Here is a 22,176-nt window from a genome sequence, read left to right as displayed (position 1 = left end):
TCGGTGTGACGACCCTATCCGGTAAGGACCGCCATCTGCATCTGTCGTGATTTGGATCAAAGGTGTGTCTGATGACAGAGCGACCCGGGGCGGTGTTCGAGTTCATCTCGGGTTCACTGCCGGACTCAATGTTGAAACAAGTCGCTGACCAGGGCATCCACCCCAAACCAAAACGGACGTTCAGTCCTTTCCGGTCCGGCGTAGTCGGCCGTCGTCGCGGTCGATACGCAGCTCTCGTTCCAGTTCGACGATCAGCGTGCGGAGATCGTCCAGCCGTTGGCTGATCGCGATCCGGTCCAGTTCGTCGGGCACCCCGTCGCCGTCCTCGTCGTACCCGGACGCGAGCCCCTCGGTCATCTCCAGCCGGCGGGCCTCCTCCATCGAGTTGACGAAGACCGCGATCAGGATGTTCAACAGCAGGTTGACGGTGATCACCACGAAGCTGGCGTAGTACAGCACCGTCCACGGGGAGAACGCCATGCCGTCCTCGATGAGGTCCGGCAGCGTCTCCAGGGACAGCAGCACGAACAGCGTCAACAGCGAGCGGCCGATGTCGCCGTAATCCTCCGGATAGACGTCCTTGAAGATCAGCCAGCCGGCCATGCCGTAGACGTAGAGGGTCACCACGGCCAGGGCGAAGAAGCCGCCGATGCCGGGCAGGCTCCGCCACAGCGCCGCGACGATCGTCCGCAGGCCGGGCGAGAAACGCACCAGCCGCACCATCCGCAGCACCCGGACGATGCGCAGCAACGCCGAGTCGCCGTGCAGCGCCGGGACGAAGATCGCCACGATCACCAGGAAGTCGAAGACGTTCCATCCGTGCCGGAAGAAGTCCTGCGGCCGGCGGCCGTACGCGAGCAGCCGGATGGCGATCTCGATGACGAACACGGTCCGGAAGAACCACTCCAGCGCGTGCAGTGCCGAGCCCGCCATGCCCAGGTTGGGATAAGTCTCCAGGCCGAGGACCACTCCGTTGGCGAGGATGATCGCGACGATGGTGATCTCGAACGGGCGCGAGGCGGCGATCCGGGCGCACGTGTCGACCAGCCGGGAACGGTGCGAGGAGTCGACCGGCCCACCCCGCTGGGCCGGCACATGCATACCGCTCACCGGGCGGCCGGCCCCGGTGGAAGCGCCATCGGGGCCGGCCGCGCCAGCCACCGTGCGTCACCCTGGCATCGACGTACGGCAGTCATGGCCCACAGCCTACGGCCCGACGGTGACCAATATCAGCCTCCCGGGTGGACAGTAGGATCGACAGCTGGCCGACCTGTCGCGGTAGCTGCCCGGGGGGGCAGCAACACGGCCCGGGCGGGGGCAGCACGGCCCGCGTTCGCGGAGCGGCCACTCGCCGGATGGGCCGGTCTGGCCGTTCTCGATGGCTTCGGCCGTCCGCAAGGACGAGGAAAGAACTGACAATCCCGCACAAGCGAATAGCGACCACCGCAGGTCCACCTCGGCGGAATTACGATCTATAAAACGGCCACCGTCTGTCGTGGACAGTTCTTCAGATTCAGCAATCTTCGAGAAGCCCCGACGTGCGGACGTAAAGGTATTCTGGTATCGCGCGCAGCCATTGGGCTGCTCGTTCGAGACCAGGTGCATCTGGGGGTGTTCAGTGAGCGGCCAGCCAATTTCCCGCAGAACGGTATTTCGAGGCGCGGCACTCGCCGGAGTCACCGCCGCCGGATCCACTGTGGCCGTCGGCCTGCTGCCGGCGGCGGCCAGTGCCGCCCGGCCGACGCTGACCGACAAACGAGTCGTGATGCTGTTCCGCCGGGTGGACGACCTGGCCGCCACCCGGCAGTTCGTCGGCGAACTGTCGAACTGGCCGGCGATCAAGGTGGGGCCGGCCGGCGAAGACCGCAATGTCGTCATGTACGACGCCGGTGGCGCGGTGGTCGGTCTCGCCACGATGGCCCAGCAACTCAGCAGCAATACCTGCACCGTCGTCGAGTTCGTGCCCACCGCCCTCGTGATCAATCCTGCTTCGGTGCTGGCGCTCTCGGCCGATTCGGCAAATTCGGCGCGCGGTGCCACGGTCTCCGGCGCGGACCTGGTCGACGACACCGGCAACCATTTCGCCATTGTCGAGCCCGGCGCGGACAAGGATCCCGCGCTGGCAGCGAAGCGCGAAAAGATCCGCTCCGCCGCGCGGCGGGCCGGCGTACGGAGCCCATTGACAGAGATCCGGCTCAAGGTCGCCGACCTGAAACGGTCGCAGGTCTACTACACCGAACTCCTCGGCCTGCGTCTTCTCGCGTCGACCGAGCGCACGGCGCACTTCGACGTGGGCAGCCTCATCCTCACGCTGGAGACCGAGGCCAACCCCGGCGAGGTGCGCCGGCTCAGTGAGGCCGGCCGGCTGGTGCACGACCTGCTCGTCTTCCACGTCGAGGCGCTCGACGACACGATGACCGCGCTGATGGAGCGCGGGGTCGGGTTCCCGCGCGGTGTCGAGAAGTCGGACACCGGTCGGATCGCCTACTTCGACGATCCGGACGGCCACGTGCTCTGCCTCTGGACGCCGACCGGCCGGGCCACGAACTTCGACTTCTACCCCCAGATCCAACGGCTGCTGGGCTAGGTCCAGGACCGCCACTCCCCCATCTGTGCTGCCGGGCCCGCGACACCATCCTGAGGTGGCTGTCGCGGGACCCAGTCGACCCACTCCACCCTCTGTCGACGCAGAGGGCATTCCCGCGTGACCGACGGAGGCCCCACGATGTCCATCAACGTGTACCGCAACGAGTCTCTGGTGCAGATGGAGACCTACGAAACCGATCCGACCAGCGCCGACGCGCTCGTCACAGCCGTCCGGAGCAAGTGGGCCACGCTGCGGGAGGCGGGGCTGGCCGGCGACTACCCGATCGAGGTGCTGCGCAGCCAGCCCAACGGCACGGACAAGGTCCGGGTGGTCGAGGTCTTCCGGTGGACCTCGGCGCAGGCCCGCGTCGACGCCGACCGGAACCCGGCCTACCAGGCGGTCAGCCAGCGGATCGCCGACATCGTCGCGGGGCCGGGCGCGAAGGAGATCTACACCCAGGCGGTACGGGGGTTCAACGAGAACTTCCCCGGCACCGGCGGGGTGGAACTGCTCAAGGGCGTCTGTTCCTGCCTGCTCACGGTCGACGGCATGGTCAAGGACTACCGGATGAGCGTGAAGAACGGCATCGTGCTCATGCACCGGAGCCCCCGGATGGACCTCGACGGCGACGGCTACAACGAGATGTACCTGAAGATCCTCATGCACGGTGGCGAGATCATCCAGGCGGCGCTCGGGCCGATCCGCGTCGAGCAGAACTTCGCCCGCCCCAACGACGGGATGGTCCGCTCCAACAGCAAGGACGGCAACGACTTCCCCGGCACTGCGGTCTGGCGGGTCTCCTGGAAGATCCAGACGCCGATGGGGCCGCTGCTCACCGACCCGGACCAGCCGCTGATCTTCGGCCCGGCGACCGTCAACCACTACCCGCCCGTCGGCACCCGGTTCCACTCTCCGACCGGTCCCGTCGCGCTGATCCACGAGGAGACCGGCATGCGGGTCGGCACGCTGACCCCGGGCGAGCTCACCGCGTTCGACATCGTGGTGACCAAGGACGACGAGATCTATGCGGACGTACTGAACACGCCGCCCGCGGACATCTTCGAGATCCTCGACGAGTACCGCGCGCGCATGAACGGACGCGATGCGGAGCCGGTCGGTGCGGCCGTCGGCGGTCCCCACGAAGACTGACCGGCCGGTGGAGACGGCGCCGACGTACTGGCTTCGCGGCACGGGCGACGGGGACGGGCAACCGCCGACCGCGTTGCCCGGCCGCGTCGGAGTCCTGGTCGTCGGTGGCGGGCTGATGGGCGTGGCGAGCGCGTACTGGCTCGCCCGCCGTGGCCTCGACGTGCTCGTCTGCGAGGCCCGGAGGCTCGGGTACGGGGCGAGCGGGCGCAACATCGGCGTGGTGCTGCCCGCGCCACGGCCCACCGAGGACTGCGCTCTGCTCGACGAGGTGCTGCACGAGGAGCGGGTGGACGCCGGGTACCAGGAGGCCGGCCACCTCACCCTCGCCTCGTCCGCACAGGTCTGGGACCGGGTACGTGCCGAGGTGGCGAGGCGTCCCGCCGGTGCCGCGCCGTTGCACGCGCTGACCCGTCCGGAGTGTGAGGACCTGCTCGGTATGCGGATCAACCGACGGTTCGCGGGCGGCCGCTGGGCCACCGATGGGCGCGGGGTGGATCCGGTTCGCCTGGTCGACGGCCTCGGGCGCGCCGCGCGCGAGCACGGGGCGGCCGTCGCCACCGGGACGCGGGTCCGGACCGTCGCCCCGGTACGCGGCGGCGGCCGGCTGGCGGCGGACACCAGCCGGGGCCGGGTGATCGCGGACGCCGTCGTGCTCGCCTGTCACCTCGACATCGGCCGGTTCGTGCCGTCCCTGGCCGGGGCGCTCACGCCGGCGCGGGGTCAGGTGCTGGCGACCGCGCCGACTCGGCCGATGTTCCGGTTCGGGATGGCCGTGGACTGGGGCAGCGTCTACTGGCGGCAGGCCGCCGACGGCACGATCCTGCTCGGCGGAGGCCGCCAGGTCGACCCCGACCGCGAGCAGAGCCCGCGCGCACTGGTCAACCCCCGGATCCAGCGCCACCTCGACGGATTCCTCCCGGACGCGTTCCCGGACCTGCCGCCGCTGCGCACCAGCCAACGATGGGCCGGGGTCATGGACTGCACCCCGGACGGTCGGCCGGTCGTCGGCCGGGTGACCGGCCAGGCCGACCGTTGGGTGATCGGGGGCTTCGGCGGCCACGGCATCCCGCCCGCGCTGGCCACCGCGCGGGCCTTGGCCGAAGCCGTCGCCACCGGCACGGATCCGGAGCTGCTCGCGCCATTCGCCCCGGACCGTTTCCACCCGTCAGACCAGCCCTGAGAAGGGACACCGCCGTGATCGAGAGCCCGCTGCGCGAGGCGCCGCTGCTGTTCGTGTTCATCGACATCTCCTCGCTGCCACGGCACCGGCGGCTCTGCGAGGACGTGCTCGGCTTCCGCGTGGTGGAGAACCAGTTCCACCCGCCGCACGAGCACCACGGCCTGGTCAAGTACGACGCCGGCGGCACCATCCTGGCCCTCAACCTGTTCACCGAGAGCAAGTTCCGGCAGGGCACGTCGGACGCCCTCACGCTGGTCTGTCGTACGGCCGGTGGCGCTGGCGACCCGCGCCTCGATGCGTACGGCACGCGCGCCGGCGGCCTGTTCACCGACCGCGACGGCCACCACTTCGTGCTGGGCACCGGCGACTCCGACCGGGGCGCCGAGATCGTGGAGGTCCGGCTCGCCGTCGCCAGCCTCACCGCGTCGGTCCCGTTCTACCGGGACGTGCTCGGCCTCGAACTGCGCGAGCAGGACGCCGCCTCCGCGCGGTTCGCCACCGGCACGGTCGACCTGACGCTCGAACTGTGCCCCGACACCCCGGACGGCCGGAAGGCGCGGTTCAACGGCTACCTGGTGGTGTTGCACGTACCGGAGGTCCGCGCCGCAGCGGCCGCCCTGGCCGAGCGGGGCCTGACCTTCCGCGGGCCGGTCGGGTTCAGCGACATCGGTGGGACGGTGCGCTTCAACGACCCGACCGGGCACGTGCTGTGCCTGTACGAGCCGTCGGCCGAGAGCCTCACCTGGGGCAGTGCCGACAAGGTACGCGAGCTGACCGCCGGACGTACGCACCGGCGGTGACCAGGCCGCGGGCTGCCGCGGCACTAGACTGTGAGCGGGCCCCCGTCGCCGTGCTCATCATGAGAAGAGGAGCCGACCATGACGACTGTCGTCGCGACCTACCGGGTACGCAAGGATCAGCTTGAACAGTTCGACGATGCGTTGCGCGGGCACTGGAGACTGCTGCACGACAGTGGTCTGGTCACCGACGAGCCAGCGATCGTGCTGGCCCGGGACGCCGACGACGGGCCGATCCGGATGGAGATCTTCACCTGGCGCGACGAGGCCGCCGTCGACGCCGCCCACGAGCACGAGGCGGTGATGGCGCTGTGGGGGAAGCTGGAGTCGTGGTGCGAGGAGCGCGAGTCCGGGCCGAGCGTGGAGTTTCCGCACGTCACGCGGCTCGCCTGAGCCGCACGCCGGAGACCGCCGCGGCGCCGGTCCCGTGGCCCGCCGGCTTCAGCCGCCGGCGATCCCCGCCGGCAGCTCGGCGCCCTTCGTCGCGCTCGGCCAGGTGAGGGCCACGTCGGACGGCTGGTAGAGGAAGAAGATGTTCCCCTCGGGATCGACGAATCTGGCCGTCGCCCCGATCGGGGAATGCGTGACGGCCGCCGACAGGTCCAGCCCGGCCGCGGCGAGGGACCGGACCGCGGCGTCGAGATCCGCCACCCGGAAGACCACGGCGATACTGCGGGTACGGGGGAACCCGGTCAACGCCGCCGGCAGGTCCTCCAGCGGGTGCAGCGAGATGAGCAGCGTCCCGCCGTCGTACTTGGTGACGCCCTCCTCCTCGTCCACCTCGGCGACGGTCAGGCCGAGCCGCTCCTCGTAGAACGCGCGGCACGCCGCGAGATCCTCGACGAACTGGAAGAGGTACACCAGCGGGCCGATCCGGCTCTCCACAGCGGCCTGCTCGTACGCCGCGGCGAGCGTCCTGTAACGGACGCCCGACGGCCAGCCGAGCGCCTCGTCGGAGGGCTGGTAGATGGTCACGCAGTGGCCGTCGGGGTCGTAGCAGTTGGTGGTGGCGCCGATGTCGTACCGGATCGTCTCGTCGAAGACCGCGCCCCGCGACTGCGCCGCCGCCTTGGCGCGGTCGATGTCACCGACGTGGAAGACCAGCAGCGACGACCCCACCTGGTCGTCGATGGCGATACCCCAGTCCGCGGCCCGGTTCAGGGCCAGCACGACGCCCCCCGCGTCGTACTTGACGGAGACGTCGTCCGACTCCAGCACCGGGAATCCCAGGACGTCCTCGTAGAACTGCCGTGACCTCGCGAGGTCCCGTACGTAGACGAACACGTACATCACCGCGGCACGCATCAGACGCTCCTCCCCACGCCGAGAAACACCGGGGTGTAGACGAAACCTTCGGGCGCGGCGAGATACGCCCGCCACTCGGCGGCCACCTCTGCGGTCTGGTCGGCCAACCCCAGCTCCGCCAGGCACGGCGCGAGCAGCTCCTCGACGTGCATGGAGCCGTGCTGCACCAGTGCGCGTGGCGAGCCGCCCGCGATGCACCGGCCGTCGACGACCCGGACCCGCACCTCCCGGAGCCCGGCCGTGGTCAGGTGGTGGTGCAGGGTGATCCCACACCGCCAGTCCACCAGGCCGCGCTCCCGGTAGAGCGGAACGATCCGGCGCAGCACCGCGTCCAGCCGCTCGCTCGGTGGCGGGTACCGGTCCTCGCCGAAGTTCGCGTCCACCTCGACGCACGCCACCAGCCCGTCCCGGCGGGCGCAGGTCCGCATGTTGGCCAGGCACGCCTCGCCCAGCCCGCCAGGCGTCATGTACATCAGAAAGTATCGGCAGATGACGATGTCGAACTGCCCGGCGAGCGATACCAGGCTCGCGGGGTCGAGGATGTCGGCCGCGACGAACTCGACGTTGTCGAGTCCCTCCGCGCGGGCCAGCGGCACCGCCTGCGCGACGCTGGCCGGCGACCGGTCCATCCCGACCACCCGCGCCCGCCGGGACTGGTCGCCGACCGGAGATGACGCGACCCGCGCCAACGCCCGGGTGAACGCCCCGCTGCCACAGCCGACCTCCAGAATCGACTGGGCGTTCTGGATGGGCAGCGTGGCGACGATGGCGTCGACATCCTCGCCGGCCGCTTGCAGCTCAAGGGCAGCAACGTCGTCGAGGAAGTCCAGTGACATGATCTCCCCTCGGGTCGCGGGGAAGCTCCGGGGCCGGAATCGGCCTCACGCCCAAAGGCTAGTGGCGCCACCCCGGGCCGGCCACTTCACGGTTGCGGAGTTTCCTGCCGGCCCGACGGCCACTGTCGATCGACTACCGGTGAACGCCAAACGCGCGGGCGCCTGTGAGCGTTCACTTTCGAACGCCACCCAGCCAAGCCCGCACTTGACACGCGATATGATCGTTCACAGTCGATGCTAGGCGGTAGGGCCGACGAGCCGACCAGGGCTCGTCGCGACTGAGACGTGACGTCGTGAGGGCAACCGACGTCACGGTGCGAGTTTCCCTTCCCCTCGGGCCATGCCGGGCCAGCACGGACATCCTCGCCTGCGCCCCTGGTCGATACCCCACGGAAACCAACGGAAGAGCCTCACTGCACGAATCTGCATCGATTGGAGTCGATATGAACGGCAGAGGTTGGGTGCCTTCACGGCGCCGACGGCGATGGATGGCGGTGGTCACCGCGGTGGTGACCGCGGTGGCCAGTGGCCTTCTGGCCGCGGTGACCGGGGCGCCGGCTTCGGCGGCGACGGTGGACACCAGCGCGTGGTACGTGTTGGTCAACCGCAACAGCGGCAAGGCGTTGGACGTCTACAACTTCTCGACTGCCGACGGTGGGCGGATCACCCAGTGGACTCGTGGGACCGGCGCCAACCAGCAGTGGCAGTTCGTCGACTCGGGCGGGGGCTACTACCGGATCAAGTCCCGGCACTCGGGCAAGGTGCTCGACGTGTACAACTTCTCCACCGCCGACGGTGGGGCGATCGTGCAGTGGGCCGACGGCAATGGGCAGAACCAGCAGTTCCGGCTGGCCGACTCGGCCGATGGGTACGTCCGACTGATCGGTCGGCAGAGCGGCAAGGCCGTCGAGGTGCAGGGCGCCTCCACCGCCGACGGCGCGAACATCGTCCAGTACACCGACTGGGGCGGCAACAACCAGCAGTGGCAACTCGTCCAGGTCAGCGGCACAACCCCGCCACCCGCGGGCCAGTTCACCAATCCCGTCGTGTGGCAGGACTTCGCCGACGGCGACATCATCCGTGCCGGTGACGCCTACTACTACTCGGCGTCAACCATGCACTACTCGCCGGGTGCGCCGATCCTGCGCTCGTACAACCTCGTGGACTGGGAATATGCTGGCCACTCCGTACCGCGGTTGGACTTCGACTCGGCGGCGTACGACATGAGTGGCGGCCGGGCCTACGTCAAGGGAATCTGGGCCTCGGCGTTCAACTACCGGCAGAGCAACAGCACCTACTACTGGCTCGGCTGCGTCGAGTTCAACCGATCTTATGTGTACACCGCCGCGGCGGTGGACGGCACCTGGACCAAACGGTCGCGGCTACCCTGCTACTACGACGCCGGCCTGCTGTTCGACACCAACGACACGCCTTATGTGGCCTACGGCAATGGCACCATCAGCGTCGCCCAACTCTCACCGGACCTGACCTCCCAGGTACGCGCGCAGCAGGTGTATCAGACCCCGTCCAGCATCGGCACCCTTGAGGGTGCCCGGATGTACAAGCGGGGCAACTACTACTACATCTGGCTGACCCGGCCGGCCAACGGCCAGTACGTCCTGCGTTCGACCAGCCCGTGGGGCCCCTACGAGCAGCGCCAGGTGCTGCTCGACCTGCCCGGCCCGATCTCCGGCGGCGGAGTGCCGCACCAGGGCGGGATCGTGCAGACCCAGAACGGCGACTGGTACTACATGGCGTTCACCGACGCCTATCCCGGCGGACGCATGCCCACCATGGCACCGCTGACCTGGTCTGCGGATGGCTGGCCCAGCGTCCAGACGGTCAACGGCCGGTGGGCCGCGAACTACCCGAGGCCGAACATCGCCACCTCCCGCACCGTCGCGCCGATGATCGGTCCGGACACGTTCACCGGCCCCGCTCTCGGACACCGGTGGGAGTGGAACCACAACCCCGACACCAGCCGCTTCACCGTCAACAACGGGCTGCGGCTACAGACCGCGACGGTCACCAACGACCTCTACAACGCGCGGAACACCCTGACCCACCGAGCACAGGGACCAGTGTCGACAGCAACGATCGAGCTGGACTACTCGTCGATGGCCAACGGTGACCGGTCCGGCCTGTCGATCCTGCGCCAGTCCTCCGCGTGGATCGGGGTGGTGAAGGCGAACAACGCGACCCGTGTGGTGATGACCGACGGGTTGACCATGGCCAACAGCACCTGGGCCACCACCGGCACCGGCACGGAGCGGGCGAGCGCCAACATCTCCGGTGGCCGGATCTGGCTGCGGGCCCGCGCCGACATCCAGCCCGGATCCGGCCGGCAGACGACGTTCTCCTACAGCACCGACGGCGTCAACTTCAACCCGCTGGGTCCTGCCTTCACGCTGAACAACTCCTGGGAGTTCTTCATGGGATACCGCTTCGGCATCTTCAACCATGCCACCCAGGCGCTCGGCGGAGCCGTCACCGTCCGCCGGTTCGACATCACCGCTCCATAGCCGCCAGTCGGCGGCGTGGCCGTCCCGGCCAGCCGGAGGGCACGACATCCTTCGGCATCGGCCGGGACGGTCACGGGGCCACGGAACCCAGCCGATCCCGACGCCCACACCGGGCCCGGCTAGCCGCCCAGTCGGCGGACCATGTTCATGATGGTCTCCACCTGGGCGCCTCCCTTGATCGGATAGTTCGTGGCACCGAGGTAACCCCACCAGTCCCAGCAGCCGTTCGGGTTGCTCGCCGAGGTGATCGCCTGCGGATAGAGCACGATCATCTGGTTGGTGTCGGCGTACTGGTTGAGGTTCGCCCGGTCCACAAAGGCCGTGCCGACCCGGCTCTGGCCCTGCAGGCACCCGTGCAGCGCCACCAGTACCCGGCACGTCGTGCCGGACGCGCAGGACGCCGGGACGTAGGCGAAGCCGTTGGCGTCCATGCTCAGGCCGTTGGCCCAGCCGTTGACGGCGAAGGTGTTCTGGCTGAACCGCACCAGCGTGCCGCCGAGCGGCCCGGTGTTGGGTGCCTGCACCGAGCCGAACAGCTTGCGCAGGAAGGTGTTCTGCGGGTCGGTGCCGCAGTCGTTGAGGTACGGCGCCGCCGTGGCGGAGCAGCCCACCGTCCCGTACGGCGTGACCCAGCCGTGCCCGGCGGAGGACCCGCTGTCGTACTGGACGCTGGCACCGAAGTGCTGCTGGTAGCGGACCATGTCGTCGCTGACCGACCGCTTCACCGTCGAGTCCGCGCCGCCGTGGAAGACGTAGACCGGCTCACCGACAAGCCCTGAGACCGGGTCGACCCAGCCGTACCCGGCCCAGGTGCGGGTGTAGGTCTGCAAGGCGCTCAGGTACGTCGGGTAGATGTTGTCGCCGCAGCCGTACAGCGCCTGGGCGACGTTGTTCTGCGCGCAGTAGTAGGGGCCGGCGGCGAACAGGGCCGCTCCCCTGATCCGCTGCGAGTAGGCCACCTGGAGCTGGGTGGCCAGGTACGCGCCCGAGGAGACCCCGGCGACGTACACGCCCGAGACGCGGTACGTGGACAGGGTGCCCGAGACCGGCGTCTTGGTGTGCGGGTTGGCGGCGGCGTAGGCGGGTGCTGCGGGGGTGAGCAGCAGGGCCGCGGCGGCACCGGCGAGCAGTCGTAGGGCAGGTTTCATCATGACGCTCTCCCTGGTCCGGTGAGCGCCGGCGGTGGTGTCGGCGTGAGGCGACGCTAACGTGAGCTGCGTCACCGGCGACATGAGCGTGACCCACACGTCCCGGGCTCGCGCTGTGTGGTCGCCCCTCGCTTCGCGCCGCCCGCGCCACCACGCAGCAGCCGCGGGCCGGACCGGGTCAGCCGGTTGAGGAGCGGGCGACCGGCAGGTCGAAGTAGGTGTCCGGCCAGGGCTCGTCGCGGTAGCGGAAGTGCCACCACTCGCGGTCGTAGCCGACGAACCCGCCGTCGGCCATCAGCTGCCGCAGCAGCCGCCGGTTCTCCCGCGCGGTGTTGCCGATCCGCGGCGAGTCCGTGTGCGCCAGCGGGTCGAAGCAGTCGAAGCCGGTGCCCATGTCGACGCTGTTGTCCGGAAAACGCCGGTCGCGCGACGCCGTGCAAGCCAGCAACGGCTGGCCCGGGACGTACCCGGGCTGCTCGGGTGTCGGCACCTCGACCAGCGTGAGGTCGACGGTGCTGCCCCGGCTGTGCGTGCTGGGCGCGCCGAGGTACCCACGGTCGATCAGTTCCGACTTCGCCACCCGGGGATAGAACTCGGCCTTCATCGCCTGCTCGTCCGGCTCGCTCACCCAGGTCACGAAGGCGTTCACCGCGCGTTGGGGGCGGTAGCAGTCGTACACCTTGAGGCTGTGGCCGGCGGCGAGCGCGGCGTCCTGCACCCGACGCAGCGCAACCGCGGCCGGGGCGGTGAGCAGGCACAGCCCTTCCCGGTAGCCGTCGATGGGCCGGCCGACGAAGTTGTGCGGCGTGGCGTACCGGATGTCGGTGCGGATGCGTGGATCCACATCGGACAGGACCACGAACCCCGGCCGGGCCGGCGCCGGCGAGGGTGATGGGGGCGGCATGGTCGCCGGTCGCGTGCACCCTGCGCCCACCACCAGTGCCACAACCACCCCCAGCGCCACCCACGCCGTACGCCCGAACCCCCGGTCAGCGCCCCGGTGGCGTACCTCGATCATGGTTGCCGGGATGTTCTCACAGTCAGCGACACTATCGGGTGATTTGCCGCTGGTCCGGCGAATCGACCAGGGCGGACGTCCCCGGCTGCGCGCGCCCGTCAGCCGGTGTTGCGGTCGGTGCCGGCTTCAGTGGCGCGGGCCCGCCGCGCGGCCACCACCGCCACCACGATCGCGGTCACGCCCACGGCCAGCGCCACCAGCATCCCCGCACCTGGCCCGTCGTCGAGGGCGGCGGACGCGGTGCCGCCCGCGGGCGGCACGCCGGGCGGCTCGGACACCGCCGGCGACGGCGGCGCGTCCAGCTCGCCCGGCTCCACCAGCCGGCCGACCGACACCTCCCGGGGCAGCGTGAACCCCCAGTCGAGCAGCGCGGCGCCCTGTTCCCAGCCGCGCATCGGCCGGGGCTCGGCGCCGAGCAGCGTGACGAGCAGCCGGCGGCCGTCGCGTTCGGCGGCACCGACGTAGGTGTGTCGGGCGTAGTCGGTGAAGCCGGTCTTGCCGCCCAGCGCACCGGGATAGCGGTAGATCAGCTGGTTCCCGTTCTGGATCTCGAAGCCCTTGGCGCGCAGCGTCTTCTGGGCGGGAACCTTGGTCCGCTCGGTGAGCACGTACCGGCGGAAGGTCGGGTCGGCGAAGCAGGCCCGGGCGATCAGCGCCAGGTCGTACGCGCTGGTGAACTGCCCCGGAGCGTCCAACCCGGACGGGGTGATCGCGCGGGTCTGCAGGGCACCCAGCCGGCGGGCCTGCTCGTTCATCTCGCGCACTCCGCCGGCCACCCCGTCCGGCCCGCCGCCGAGGCGGGCCAACGCGTTGGCGGCCTCGTTGCCGGACTGCAGCAGCAGCCCAAGCCAGAGGGTCTCCACCCGGTAGCGGCCGCCCACCAGCAGTCCGACGGCCGAGCTGCCCGGTGCGATGTTGAGGTCCTCCTTGGTGACCGTGATGACCTGATCGGGGTCGAGTCGCGCCAGCATGGTCGCGGCCAGCAGCAGCTTCTGCACGCTGGCCGGGGTGGCGAACTCGTGCGGGCCGCAACCACCCAGCACCTCACCGGTGTCCAGGTCGGCCACCAGCCACGAGGTCGCGGTCACCTTCGGTGGGGTGGGCACGCCCGGCGGCACGACGAGGCCGGGAGTGGCCAGCGCGTCGCCGCCGACGACCCGGTGCTCCGGCACGGACGGCGGTGGGGTCGGCCGGGGCGACCGGGTCACCTTCGGCGCCACCGCCTTGGGACAGGGCACCCGGGCCGAGGTGGGCCCGCCGCCCGGGGTCGGGCCGCTGGCGGGTGTTGGCGCGGCGGCCGGGGTCGCAGATGTGGACCGCGCCCCAGCGGTGGCACCCGCAGTGACCCTCGCGGCACCGGGAGTGGCGGGAATCGCCACGATCGCGACGACGGCGGCGGTGACGGTCAGGGCCCGAACTCTCATGAAGACGCAGACTAACGGCAAGATCGGCGGCGGCGCGCTTCCGGCCGGCGGGCCAACCCGCGCGAGTCTCGGTGAACTGAGCTGAGCCCCGTCGATGGGCGCCGGTGCGTCGCCGCCCACCGACGGCGGCGCTGCGCGGTTGTTCACAAATGGTTGACCGGCGGCTCACCCTCCGACTACAACCGCAACAACGCTCGACCGGATCCCCCGGCGGCGGTCGCGAGGTGGTGGCCGTGGCTCTGATCTCCTACGACGACACCAACGCCGCGGCGTTCGCCGCCGGCCGTGAGCTGGGCTGGGACGGCCTGCACCGCTGGCGGTACGCGGTCCAGCAGCACCTACGGCCGCGAGCCGGATCGACCCTGCTGGACGTGGGCGCCGGCACCGGCACCTGGGCCGGCGCGTTCACCGAGTGGTACGACATCCGCGTGCTCGCGGTGGAACCGGCCGCGGCGATGCGTGACCGCTGCCCGCACCGCCCGTTGCTGGCCGGGGACGCCACCGCGCTGCCCCTGACCACGTCCAGTGTCGACGGCGCCTGGCTGTCGACGATGATCCACCACGTGGCGGACCTGGACGCCATGGCGCGCGAGCTGCGCCGGGTGCTCCGGCCCGGCGCCCCGGTGCTGATCCGCTCCCCCTTCCCCGGGCGGCACCAGCGCATCACGCTGTTCCACTGGTTTCCCGAAGCGGTCCGGGTGCTCGCGACGTACCCCGGGCTGGCCCGGGTCCGCGCGGCCTTCGCCCGGGCCGGCTTCCCGGTGAGCACCGTCGAACCGGTCGCGCAGACCACCGCCGGCTCGCTGGCCGAGTACGCGGAGCGGATGGACCGCCGCGCGCACACGCCACTCCAACTGATCACCGATGACGAGTACGCGGCCGGGATGGCGCGGTTGCGGGCGGCAGCCGGTACCGGCCACGGCCCGGTCGTCGACCACCTGGATCTGCTGGTGCTGCGCTGAGTCATGCCGGGGCCCGCGCAGTGGTCAGGCCGGATCCCGGTGCCGCAGGTAGTCGTGCAGCGCGGCCGAGGCGGCCAGCCGCCGCAGACTGCGCCGGTACAGCTCCTGCTCGCGCCGGGCCAGCTCCGCCCGGACCCGCTGCGGGCTGCCGGTGGTCCGCATCTCGTCGAGCACGGCCGTGATGATGTCGAACGGGTAGGCGCCCCGGCGGAGCAGCGCCACGACCTGGGCGGCACGCAGCTCGGCCTCGTCGTACACCCGGTAGCCGGTCCCCCGCTCGCGCACCGGGCGGAGCAGGCCGCGCGCCTCCCACGAGCGCAGCTGCGAGGTGCGGACCCCGACCAGGTCGGCCACCGCGCCGACGCGCACGCCCCGGCGCGGCGCGGCGACCGGCCGGCGCGGGCTGGTCACCACCGTCTCGAACGCGCCGAGCACCCGGCGGATCGAGGCGCGCTCGCGGTCCAGCTCGGCGTGGCCGCCGTCGAGGGACGCCAGCGCCGCCGGCAGGTCACCTGCGTGCACGGCCGCCATCACCTCGCGGGTACGCGCCCAGCCGTGCCCGTCGGCCATCGCGCGGGCCACGGCGAGGGCCCGGGCGTGTGCCGCGGTGAAGATCCGGTAGCCGCTCGGGGTGCGCTCGACCGGCGGCAGCACGCCGAGGTCGACGTAGTTGCGCACCTGCTGCACGGAGATGCCGGCCGCCGCGGCGAGGTCGACCGCCCGCAGCCGCCCGGTGCGTTTCCGGCCCGCCACCGGGGCACCATACCTCTTCCACGTCGTTTGAGACTTCTCCGGACATTCCCACTCCCTGCCCTGCGGAGACGTGGATAAAGCCTCAACGTGATGGTCAATGAGACACTTGAATGCTGCCAGGCCATTCGAAGTTCACGATCTTGCGAAGGGTTCGCATGCAGCAGCCAGCACGGTCCGCCGCCGACAGCCACGACGTGATCGAGGTACGCGGGGCGCGGGAGAACAATCTCGCCTCGGTCTCGGTCGACATTCCCAAGCGCCGGCTGACGGTATTCACCGGGGTCTCCGGGTCCGGCAAGTCCTCGCTGGTCTTCGGCACGATCGCCGCCGAGTCACAGCGGATGATCAACGAGACCTACAGCGCGTTCCTCCAGTCGTTCATGCCCAGCCTCTCCCGGCCCGACGTCGACTCGCTACGCAACCTCACCCCCGCGATCGTGGTCGACCAGGAACGGATGGGGGCCAACTCCCGCTCGACCGTCGGCACCGCCACCGACGCGTACGCGATGCTGCGCATCGTCTTCAGCCGGCTCGGCAGCCCGCAGGTCGGCGGGGCCGGAGCGTTCAGCTTCAACCTGGCCGAGGGCATGTGCCCCACCTGCGAGGGCCTGGGCCGGGTCTCCGACCTCGACGTCAACGAACTGGTCGACGTGGAGAAGTCGCTCAACGGCGGTGCGATCAACGTGCCGAACTTCGGCGTCGACACCTGGTACTGGCAGACCTTCGTCGGCTCGGGCCTGTTCGACCCGGACGTCAAGCTCCAGGATTTCACCCCGCAGCAGTGGGAGGACTTCCTGCACAAGCCCGCGACGAAGATCAAGGTGGGCAGCACCAACCTGACCTACGAAGGTCTGGTCGTCAAGGTGCGCCGGCTCTACCTGGCCAAGGACCGCGAGTCCATGCAGCCGCACATTCGGGCCTTCGTCGACCGGGCGGTCACCTTCACCACCTGCGGCGACTGCGCCGGCACCCGGCTCAACGCCGCCGCGCTGTCCTCCCGTATCGCCGGACGCAACATCGCCGAGTGCGCCGCCATGCAGATCAGCGACCTGGCCGAGTTCATCCGGGGCATCGACGACGAGTCGGTCGCCCCGTTGACCGGTAACCTGCGGGACCTGTTGGACTCGCTGGTCGAGATCGGCCTGGGGTACCTCAGCCTCGACCGTGAGTCCGCCACCCTCTCCGGCGGCGAGGCCCAGCGGGTCAAGATGGTCCGGCACCTCGGCTCCAGCCTCTCCGACATCACGTACGTCTTCGACGAACCCACCGTGGGCCTGCACCCGCACGACATCGCCCGGATGAACGACCTGCTGCTGCGGCTAAGGGACAAGGGCAACACCGTGCTGGTCGTCGAGCACAAGCCGGAGACCATCGCGCAGGCCGACCACGTGGTCGACCTCGGCCCCGGTGCCGGCACCGCCGGCGGGCGGATCTGCTACACCGGCGACGTGGCCGGCCTCCGCCGCTCCGACACCCTCACCGGCCGGCACCTGGATCACCGGGTACGGCTGCGCGAGCGGGTCCGCGCTGCCCGCGGCCAACTGCCCATCCGGCACGCCGACCTGCACAACCTGCGCGACGTCAGCGTGGACATCCCGCTCGGTGTACTGACCGTGGTCACCGGGGTGGCCGGCTCGGGCAAGAGTTCACTGGTGCACGGCTCGCTGCACCGCCGCGACGGGGTGGTCGTGGTGGACCAGTCCCCGATCCGGGGCTCCCGGCGCAGCAACCCGGCCACCTACACCGGCCTGCTCGACCCGGTACGCACCGCGTTCGCCAAGGCCAACGGCGTGAAGGCCGCCCTGTTCAGCGCCAACTCCGAGGGCGCCTGCCCCACCTGCAAGGGCATCGGGCTGGTCTACACCGACCTGGCCATGATGGCCGGCGTCGCCTCGGTCTGCGAGAAGTGCGAGGGCCGCCGGTTCACCGACGAGGTGCTCACCTACCGGCTGCGCGGAAAGAACATCAGCGAGGTGCTCGGCATGCCGGTCGCCGAGGCCCGGGACTTCTTCCCCAGCGGGCCCGCCCGGGTCATCCTGGACCGGATGGCCGACGTCGGGCTGAGCTATCTCACCCTGGGCCAGCCGCTGACCACCCTCTCCGGTGGCGAGCGGCAGCGGCTGAAGCTGGCCATCCACATGGCCGACAAGGCGAGCACGTACGTGCTGGACGAGCCGACCACCGGTCTGCACCTGGCCGACGTCGACCAGCTGCTCGCGCTGCTCGACCGGCTGGTCGACGCCGGCAACACGGTCATCGTCATCGAGCACCACCAGGCGGTCATGGCGCACGCGGACTGGTTGATCGACCTCGGGCCGGGCGCCGGTCACGACGGCGGTCGGGTCGTGTTCACCGGCACCCCCGCCGACCTGGTCGCCCACGGCGACACCCTCACCGCCCGCCACCTGCGGGAGTACGTCGCACACTGATCCCGTTACCCCGTCGGCCCACCCGCCCGGCGCGTCGCCGCGCCGCCAGCCCCGCGCCGGGCCGGGCCGGGCCGTTCCACTTTCGCGCGAGCTGCGCGGCTTTCTTGTCGTCGTCGGCTCGCCGACGTGCCGTACGTCAGCCGCGGGGCAGGCGGCGCAGCCAGCGGCGTTGCCAGGGCGTTTCCACGGCGCCGGGCCGATAGGCGGCGCGCACCCAGGCGACCGCCCGCTCGGCGGGCAGTCCGTCGAGGATCGCGAGCGCCGCCAGCGCGGTGCCGGTACGGCCCGTGCCGCCGCGGCAGGCCACCTCCACCCGCTCGCCCGCGTACCCTCGTCGCAGCGCCTCGTGCAGGGCGTCCAGGGCGTCGGCCCGGTCCGTCGGCACCCAGAAGTCCGGCCATCGCACCCACCGGTGCGCCCACGTCGGCGCCGGCCCCGGCGCGAGCAGCAGGCTGAAGTCGGCCGGTGCGGCCGGGTCGGCGATGCGCCGCCCGCGCACCCGCACGCCTCCGGGCAGCTCGACCACACCGACGTCGTCCGCCCAGCCCTGCCCGCCATCCATCGCGCCAGTATCCGCCCGCGCCTCGGTCACCCGCCGGGCAGGGGCGCGATCGGTGGTCAGTGCGGTGGGGTCTGGTCGGGGCGCTGACGATCGTCGGCCCAGGCGCTGCGGTAGATGGTGCCGCGCCCGTGCGGGTCGGGCACTCCGGCCGACGCCGACTCGACCAGCGCGGTGCTCGTGTCGTTCGACCGCAGGCCACCAGCGCGCCGGGACCGGCGCATCCGGGTGACCACGAACCAGACCAGACCGCCCACACACGCGACGATGACCAGGTTCTGCAGCACCCCGGCGTACCCCTCGACCAGGTGCCAGTTGTCGCCGAGCAGGTAGCCGGCCATCACGAAGGTGGTGTTCCAGATCAGGCTGCCCAGGGTGGTGTAGGCGATGAAGGTGAGCATCGGCATGCGCTCCACCCCGGCCGGGATGGAGATCATGCTCCGGAAGATCGGGATCATCCGGCCGAAGAAGACGGCCTTGACGCCGTGCCGCAGGAACCACTCCTCGGTGCGGTCGACGTCGCTGAGCTTCACCAGCGGCAGCTTGGCCGCGATCGCCCGCGTCCGTTCCCGACCGAGCACGGCACCGATCCAGTAGAGCGCCAGCGCACCCAGCACCGAGCCGAGCGTGGTCCAGAAGATCGCTCCGACCACGCTCATCCGGCCCTGCGCCGCGGCGAACCCGGCGAGCGGCAGGATCACCTCGCTGGGAATCGGCGGGAAGAGGTTCTCCAGCGCCACGGCCAGCCCCGCGCCCGGGCCGCCGAGCCGCTCGACCAGATCGGTGACGAAGCCGACCAGACCGTCCTCGGGTGGCGCGGACTGGCCGACGACGCCGGCGGCGGACGGGGCGTGCGGGGACTGAATCATGCGCAACAACCTACGAACTGAAGCTGAGAGCCGCCCAGCCGGCCGTCGACTTGCCGGGCGGTACGCCCGTAGGCTGCGCAGGCGTGGGAGAACAGCCGGTACGCGGTCCACTGAGGATCGCCGTCGCCCAACCGACCTGCGCGGCGTACGACGTCGCCGCGAACGTGGTGGCGCACGCCGGGTTGGTCCGCGCGGCGTCGGCCCGGGTGGTGCTCTTCCCGGAACTCTCGCTGACCGGCTACGAGTTGGACGCGGCGCCGGTCGACCCGGCCGACCCTCGGTTGGCGCCACTGGTCGAGGCGTGTGCCGAAACGGGGACGCTGGCCCTGGTCGGCGCGCCGGTGGCCGGCGAGCACATCGCCACCCTCGCGGTGCACGGCGCCGGCGTGCGGGTGGCGTACCGCAAGATGTGGCTCGGCCCGGTCGAGGCCCGCCGGTTCACGCCGGGCCCGGCCCCGGCGGTGCTGGAGGTCGACGGCTGGCGGCTCGGCCTGGCGATCTGCAAGGACACCGGCGTCGCGGAGCACGCCGCCGGCACCTGCGCCCTGAGGGTCGACGCCTACCTGGCAGCCATCCTGGACTCGGCCGCCGAGGCGGCGGTGCCCGACGAGCGGGCGCTGCGGATCGCCACCACCCACCGGGTCTTCGTCGCGGTCGCCAGTTTCGCCGGTTCGACCGGCGGCGGCTACTCCGAGGCGGCCGGCCGGTCGGCGATCTGGGCGCCGGACGGATCGGTGCTCGCCCGGGCCGGCACCGCACCCGGCGAGTACGTGCACGCCACCCTGACCTGACGCCGGCCGCCGGGCCCGGCGTCAGTCCTCGTCCTCGTCCTGGTTGTCGGGCAGCGTCGCTTCGAGCCGGTCGAGCAGGTTGTCGAACCGCTCGGCGAAGTCGGTTGGCAGGCGGCCGCGCTCGACCTCGTCCTCGAGACGTTTCCGTAGGTCCTCGATCCGCTTCTCACGGTCCTTCGGCTTGCCGCTGGCCAGTTTCGCGAGATCCTTGCGCAGCTTTTCGGCGGCCTTGTCGTCGATCTCGCCGGCGAGCTGCGCCTCGGTGAGCAACCTGACGAACTCGGCAGCGGTCTGCCGCAGGCTCACCGGCTCGGGCCGGGCCGTCGACGGGGTGGCGCTGGGTCGCGGCGTGGCCGGTGCGGTGGAGGTCGGCGGGGCGGGCGGGGATGTCGTGCCGGTGGCCGTGGGCGATGCGCCGTCGCGGTCGCCGAGGGCGAGCACCGCGCCCAGACCGACCAGCAGGGCCAGACCGGCCGCGACCAGCGCGCCGACCGGCGGGCCGGACCGCCGCGACCGGCTGGGCCGCCGGCCGGTGGCGGGGACGGGGCGGGCCGCGCCACGCGCCGGACCGTCGGCCGTCGACCACCGGCCGTCGTCGCCTCGCCCCGGACCGCCGGTCGCTGACCACCGCCCGTCGTCGCCTTCCTGCGCCGGACCGGTGGCCGGCACAGCGGCGGCGGCGGACCACGATCCGGCACGGTCGATGAGGGTCGGCGGCTGAGCGGGTCCCGGCTCCGGCGCGGCGGGCGCGCCGGCGGGGGTGGAGATGATCGGTAGGACGGCGGTGGACGGCCCCGCCGGCCCGGCCGCGCCGGCCCGGAACCGAGCCGCCAACTGCCCGGCGGTGGGCCGTCCGGCCGGATCGGGGTCGAGGCAGGCCAGCACCAGCTCGGCGAGGTCGGCCGGCAGCCCCGGCACGCGCAGCGGCGCCACGGGCGGGCGGTGGGCGTGCACCGCCACGGCGTCCTCCCAGCCGCGTACGGGCAGCGGAACGTCACCGGTGAGGGTGCGGTAGAGCAGTGCGCCGAGGGCGTACACGTCGCTGGCCGGGTTCGGTGCCCCGGCGCTCAACCGCTCCGGCGCGGTGTACGCGGGCGTACCCATCATGGGTTCGCCCGCCGCTCGGGTGCCGGCGTGCTGCGGCCCGGCGAGCGCGGCGATGCCGAAGTCCAGCACCTTGGCGCCGGTCTCGGTGAGCATGACGTTGCCCGGCTTGATGTCGCGGTGCACCACCCCGAGGCGGTGTGCGGCGGCCAGCGCGGCGGCGACCTGGGCGGCCATCCGGAGGGCCTGTGGCCAGGGCAGCGGCCCGTCGGCCAGCCGATCGGCGAGGTTCTGCCCGTCGACCAGCTCCATCACCAGGTACGGCACGACCGTCCCGCCGTCGAGGGTGGCCTCGGCGTAGTCGTACACCTGGGTGACGTGCGGGTGGGTCAGGCGGGCGGCGGCGCGGGCCTCCCGGCGGATGGTGGCCCGCAGGTCCGGGTCGACGGCGAACGTTCCGGCGAGAACCTTCACCGCGACGGGCCGGCCGAGCACCTCGTCGTCGGCGCGCCACACCTCGGACATTCCGCCGAGGCCGATGCGGTCGTGCAACACGTAGCGGTCGTGCAACCGCAGGTTGGGCGTGAACGGCGACATGGGGGCCCAGTCTGCCTGGTGCCCCGCCCGGTCCACCACCCGCCCGGCCCGGTTGCCACCGGTCCGGGCGGATAGCGCGTTTCCGTCGTTCAGTCACAAACTGCCGGTTATCAGGCGCAGTGTGCGGGTCAGCAGGCACCCGCCGGGATGTTGCGGCCGGAGCTGGCCGGGGCGGGCTGGATCTGGTCGGCGAGTCGGCGCAGGGC

19 protein-coding genes are annotated in these 22,176 nt (G+C 71.3%); 9 read left to right on the top strand and 10 right to left on the bottom strand.

Features of this window, described 5'->3' with window-relative positions:
- Positions 1–180: 180 nt before the first annotated feature.
- Positions 181–1,101, bottom strand: a complete 921-nt coding sequence (locus C1I95_RS13240; protein WP_111214112.1) for an ion transporter — start codon at positions 1,099–1,101, stop codon at positions 181–183.
- A gap of 595 nt (positions 1,102–1,696) precedes the next feature.
- Between C1I95_RS13240 and C1I95_RS13235 the strand changes: the two genes are divergently transcribed.
- The 5 genes from C1I95_RS13235 to C1I95_RS13215 all read left to right on the top strand — a co-directional run bounded on the left by C1I95_RS13235 (position 1,697) and on the right by C1I95_RS13215 (position 6,106).
- Positions 1,697–2,587 carry a VOC family protein gene (locus C1I95_RS13235; protein ID WP_158566390.1) on the top strand — a complete coding sequence of 297 codons (891 nt, stop codon included), beginning with the start codon at positions 1,697–1,699 and terminating at the stop codon, positions 2,585–2,587.
- A 138-nt stretch (positions 2,588–2,725) separates the two neighbouring features.
- Complete coding sequence (locus C1I95_RS13230) at positions 2,726–3,736, top strand: hypothetical protein (protein WP_111214110.1); 1,011 nt, start codon at positions 2,726–2,728, stop codon at positions 3,734–3,736.
- Positions 3,737–3,743: 7 nt separating this feature from the next.
- Positions 3,744–4,916 (top strand): NAD(P)/FAD-dependent oxidoreductase, encoded by a 1,173-nt coding sequence (locus C1I95_RS13225; protein ID WP_158566389.1) that lies wholly within the window; start codon positions 3,744–3,746, stop codon positions 4,914–4,916.
- Positions 4,917–4,930: 14 nt separating this feature from the next.
- Positions 4,931–5,716, top strand: coding sequence for a VOC family protein (locus C1I95_RS13220; RefSeq protein WP_158566388.1), 786 nt, complete (start codon positions 4,931–4,933; stop codon positions 5,714–5,716).
- Positions 5,717–5,794: 78 nt separating this feature from the next.
- Positions 5,795–6,106: an NIPSNAP family protein gene (locus tag C1I95_RS13215; RefSeq protein WP_111214107.1), complete on the top strand. Its 312-nt coding sequence runs from the start codon at positions 5,795–5,797 to the stop codon at positions 6,104–6,106.
- A gap of 48 nt (positions 6,107–6,154) precedes the next feature.
- On the opposite strand, the gene C1I95_RS13210 is transcribed toward C1I95_RS13215, so the two are convergent.
- Together C1I95_RS13210 and C1I95_RS13205 are read right to left on the bottom strand one after the other, a co-directional pair.
- Complete coding sequence (locus C1I95_RS13210; RefSeq protein WP_111214106.1) at positions 6,155–7,018, bottom strand: VOC family protein; 864 nt, start codon at positions 7,016–7,018, stop codon at positions 6,155–6,157.
- Positions 7,018–7,854 carry a class I SAM-dependent methyltransferase gene (locus tag C1I95_RS13205; protein ID WP_111214105.1) on the bottom strand — a complete coding sequence of 279 codons (837 nt, stop codon included), beginning with the start codon at positions 7,852–7,854 and terminating at the stop codon, positions 7,018–7,020. Before C1I95_RS13205 ends, C1I95_RS13210 begins: the two co-directional genes overlap by 1 nt.
- A gap of 488 nt (positions 7,855–8,342) precedes the next feature.
- Between C1I95_RS13205 and C1I95_RS13200 the strand changes: the two genes are divergently transcribed.
- Complete coding sequence (locus C1I95_RS13200) at positions 8,343–10,376, top strand: RICIN domain-containing protein (protein ID WP_111214104.1); 2,034 nt, start codon at positions 8,343–8,345, stop codon at positions 10,374–10,376.
- A 119-nt stretch (positions 10,377–10,495) separates the two neighbouring features.
- On the opposite strand, the gene C1I95_RS13195 is transcribed toward C1I95_RS13200, so the two are convergent.
- From C1I95_RS13195 to C1I95_RS13185, 3 genes are all read right to left on the bottom strand, one after another.
- Positions 10,496–11,527 carry an extracellular catalytic domain type 2 short-chain-length polyhydroxyalkanoate depolymerase gene (locus C1I95_RS13195; RefSeq protein WP_111214103.1) on the bottom strand — a complete coding sequence of 344 codons (1,032 nt, stop codon included), beginning with the start codon at positions 11,525–11,527 and terminating at the stop codon, positions 10,496–10,498.
- Positions 11,528–11,702: 175 nt separating this feature from the next.
- Positions 11,703–12,542 carry a M15 family metallopeptidase gene (locus C1I95_RS13190; RefSeq protein WP_111214102.1) on the bottom strand — a complete coding sequence of 280 codons (840 nt, stop codon included), beginning with the start codon at positions 12,540–12,542 and terminating at the stop codon, positions 11,703–11,705.
- 98 nt (positions 12,543–12,640) lie between these two features.
- Complete coding sequence (locus tag C1I95_RS13185; protein ID WP_111214101.1) at positions 12,641–13,966, bottom strand: D-alanyl-D-alanine carboxypeptidase family protein; 1,326 nt, start codon at positions 13,964–13,966, stop codon at positions 12,641–12,643.
- Between the two features lie 233 nt (positions 13,967–14,199).
- On the opposite strand from C1I95_RS13185, the gene C1I95_RS13180 reads away from it, so the two are divergent.
- On the top strand, positions 14,200–14,928 hold the full coding sequence (locus C1I95_RS13180) for a class I SAM-dependent methyltransferase (protein WP_111214121.1): 729 nt from the start codon (positions 14,200–14,202) through the stop codon (positions 14,926–14,928).
- A gap of 24 nt (positions 14,929–14,952) precedes the next feature.
- On the opposite strand, the gene C1I95_RS13175 is transcribed toward C1I95_RS13180, so the two are convergent.
- A complete protein-coding gene (locus C1I95_RS13175) occupies positions 14,953–15,681 on the bottom strand; it encodes a MerR family transcriptional regulator (RefSeq protein WP_111214100.1) in 729 nt (242 codons plus the stop codon).
- Positions 15,682–15,836: 155 nt separating this feature from the next.
- Between C1I95_RS13175 and C1I95_RS13170 the strand changes: the two genes are divergently transcribed.
- Positions 15,837–18,110, top strand: a complete 2,274-nt coding sequence (locus C1I95_RS13170) for an ATP-binding cassette domain-containing protein (RefSeq protein WP_111214099.1) — start codon at positions 15,837–15,839, stop codon at positions 18,108–18,110.
- 136 nt (positions 18,111–18,246) lie between these two features.
- On the opposite strand, the gene C1I95_RS13165 is transcribed toward C1I95_RS13170, so the two are convergent.
- Entirely contained in the window at positions 18,247–18,672 is a 426-nt protein-coding gene (locus C1I95_RS13165; RefSeq protein ID WP_111214120.1) for a protein-tyrosine phosphatase family protein, read from the bottom strand.
- A gap of 56 nt (positions 18,673–18,728) precedes the next feature.
- Positions 18,729–19,538 (bottom strand): DedA family protein, encoded by an 810-nt coding sequence (locus C1I95_RS13160; RefSeq protein WP_111214098.1) that lies wholly within the window; start codon positions 19,536–19,538, stop codon positions 18,729–18,731.
- Between the two features lie 83 nt (positions 19,539–19,621).
- Here C1I95_RS13160 and C1I95_RS13155 point away from each other — a divergent pair, with 83 nt between their 5' ends.
- Positions 19,622–20,329: a carbon-nitrogen hydrolase family protein gene (locus C1I95_RS13155; protein WP_233513639.1), complete on the top strand. Its 708-nt coding sequence runs from the start codon at positions 19,622–19,624 to the stop codon at positions 20,327–20,329.
- Positions 20,330–20,350: 21 nt separating this feature from the next.
- Here the strand turns inward: C1I95_RS13155 and C1I95_RS13150 are convergent, their stop codons facing one another.
- Positions 20,351–21,970, bottom strand: a complete 1,620-nt coding sequence (locus C1I95_RS13150; protein ID WP_111214118.1) for a serine/threonine-protein kinase — start codon at positions 21,968–21,970, stop codon at positions 20,351–20,353.
- Positions 21,971–22,176: the final 206 nt, after the last annotated feature.

Origin of the sequence: Micromonospora craterilacus (assembly GCF_003236315.1) — a bacterium.
Classification (GTDB): Bacteria; Actinomycetota; Actinomycetes; order Mycobacteriales; family Micromonosporaceae; genus Micromonospora; species Micromonospora craterilacus.
Note: the sequence above shows the minus strand (reverse complement) of the source record. Positions and strands in the feature narration are given on the sequence as shown.

Excerpts from the sequence above, each read along its gene's own strand:
- C1I95_RS13240 (WP_111214112.1), bottom strand. The coding sequence starts at position 1,101 with ATGCATGTGCCGGCCCAGCGGGGTGGGCCGGTCGACTCCTCGCACCGT.
- C1I95_RS13230 (WP_111214110.1), top strand. The coding sequence starts at position 2,726 with ATGTCCATCAACGTGTACCGCAACGAGTCTCTGGTGCAGATGGAGACC.
- C1I95_RS13215 (WP_111214107.1), top strand. The coding sequence starts at position 5,795 with ATGACGACTGTCGTCGCGACCTACCGGGTACGCAAGGATCAGCTTGAA.
- C1I95_RS13210 (WP_111214106.1), bottom strand. The coding sequence starts at position 7,018 with ATGCGTGCCGCGGTGATGTACGTGTTCGTCTACGTACGGGACCTCGCG.
- C1I95_RS13205 (WP_111214105.1), bottom strand. The coding sequence starts at position 7,854 with ATGTCACTGGACTTCCTCGACGACGTTGCTGCCCTTGAGCTGCAAGCG.
- C1I95_RS13200 (WP_111214104.1), top strand. The coding sequence starts at position 8,343 with ATGGCGGTGGTCACCGCGGTGGTGACCGCGGTGGCCAGTGGCCTTCTG.
- C1I95_RS13195 (WP_111214103.1), bottom strand. The coding sequence starts at position 11,527 with ATGATGAAACCTGCCCTACGACTGCTCGCCGGTGCCGCCGCGGCCCTG.
- C1I95_RS13190 (WP_111214102.1), bottom strand. The coding sequence starts at position 12,542 with ATGATCGAGGTACGCCACCGGGGCGCTGACCGGGGGTTCGGGCGTACG.
- C1I95_RS13185 (WP_111214101.1), bottom strand. The coding sequence starts at position 13,966 with ATGAGAGTTCGGGCCCTGACCGTCACCGCCGCCGTCGTCGCGATCGTG.
- C1I95_RS13170 (WP_111214099.1), top strand. The coding sequence starts at position 15,837 with ATGCAGCAGCCAGCACGGTCCGCCGCCGACAGCCACGACGTGATCGAG.
- C1I95_RS13165 (WP_111214120.1), bottom strand. The coding sequence starts at position 18,672 with ATGGATGGCGGGCAGGGCTGGGCGGACGACGTCGGTGTGGTCGAGCTG.
- C1I95_RS13160 (WP_111214098.1), bottom strand. The coding sequence starts at position 19,538 with ATGATTCAGTCCCCGCACGCCCCGTCCGCCGCCGGCGTCGTCGGCCAG.
- C1I95_RS13150 (WP_111214118.1), bottom strand. The coding sequence starts at position 21,970 with ATGTCGCCGTTCACGCCCAACCTGCGGTTGCACGACCGCTACGTGTTG.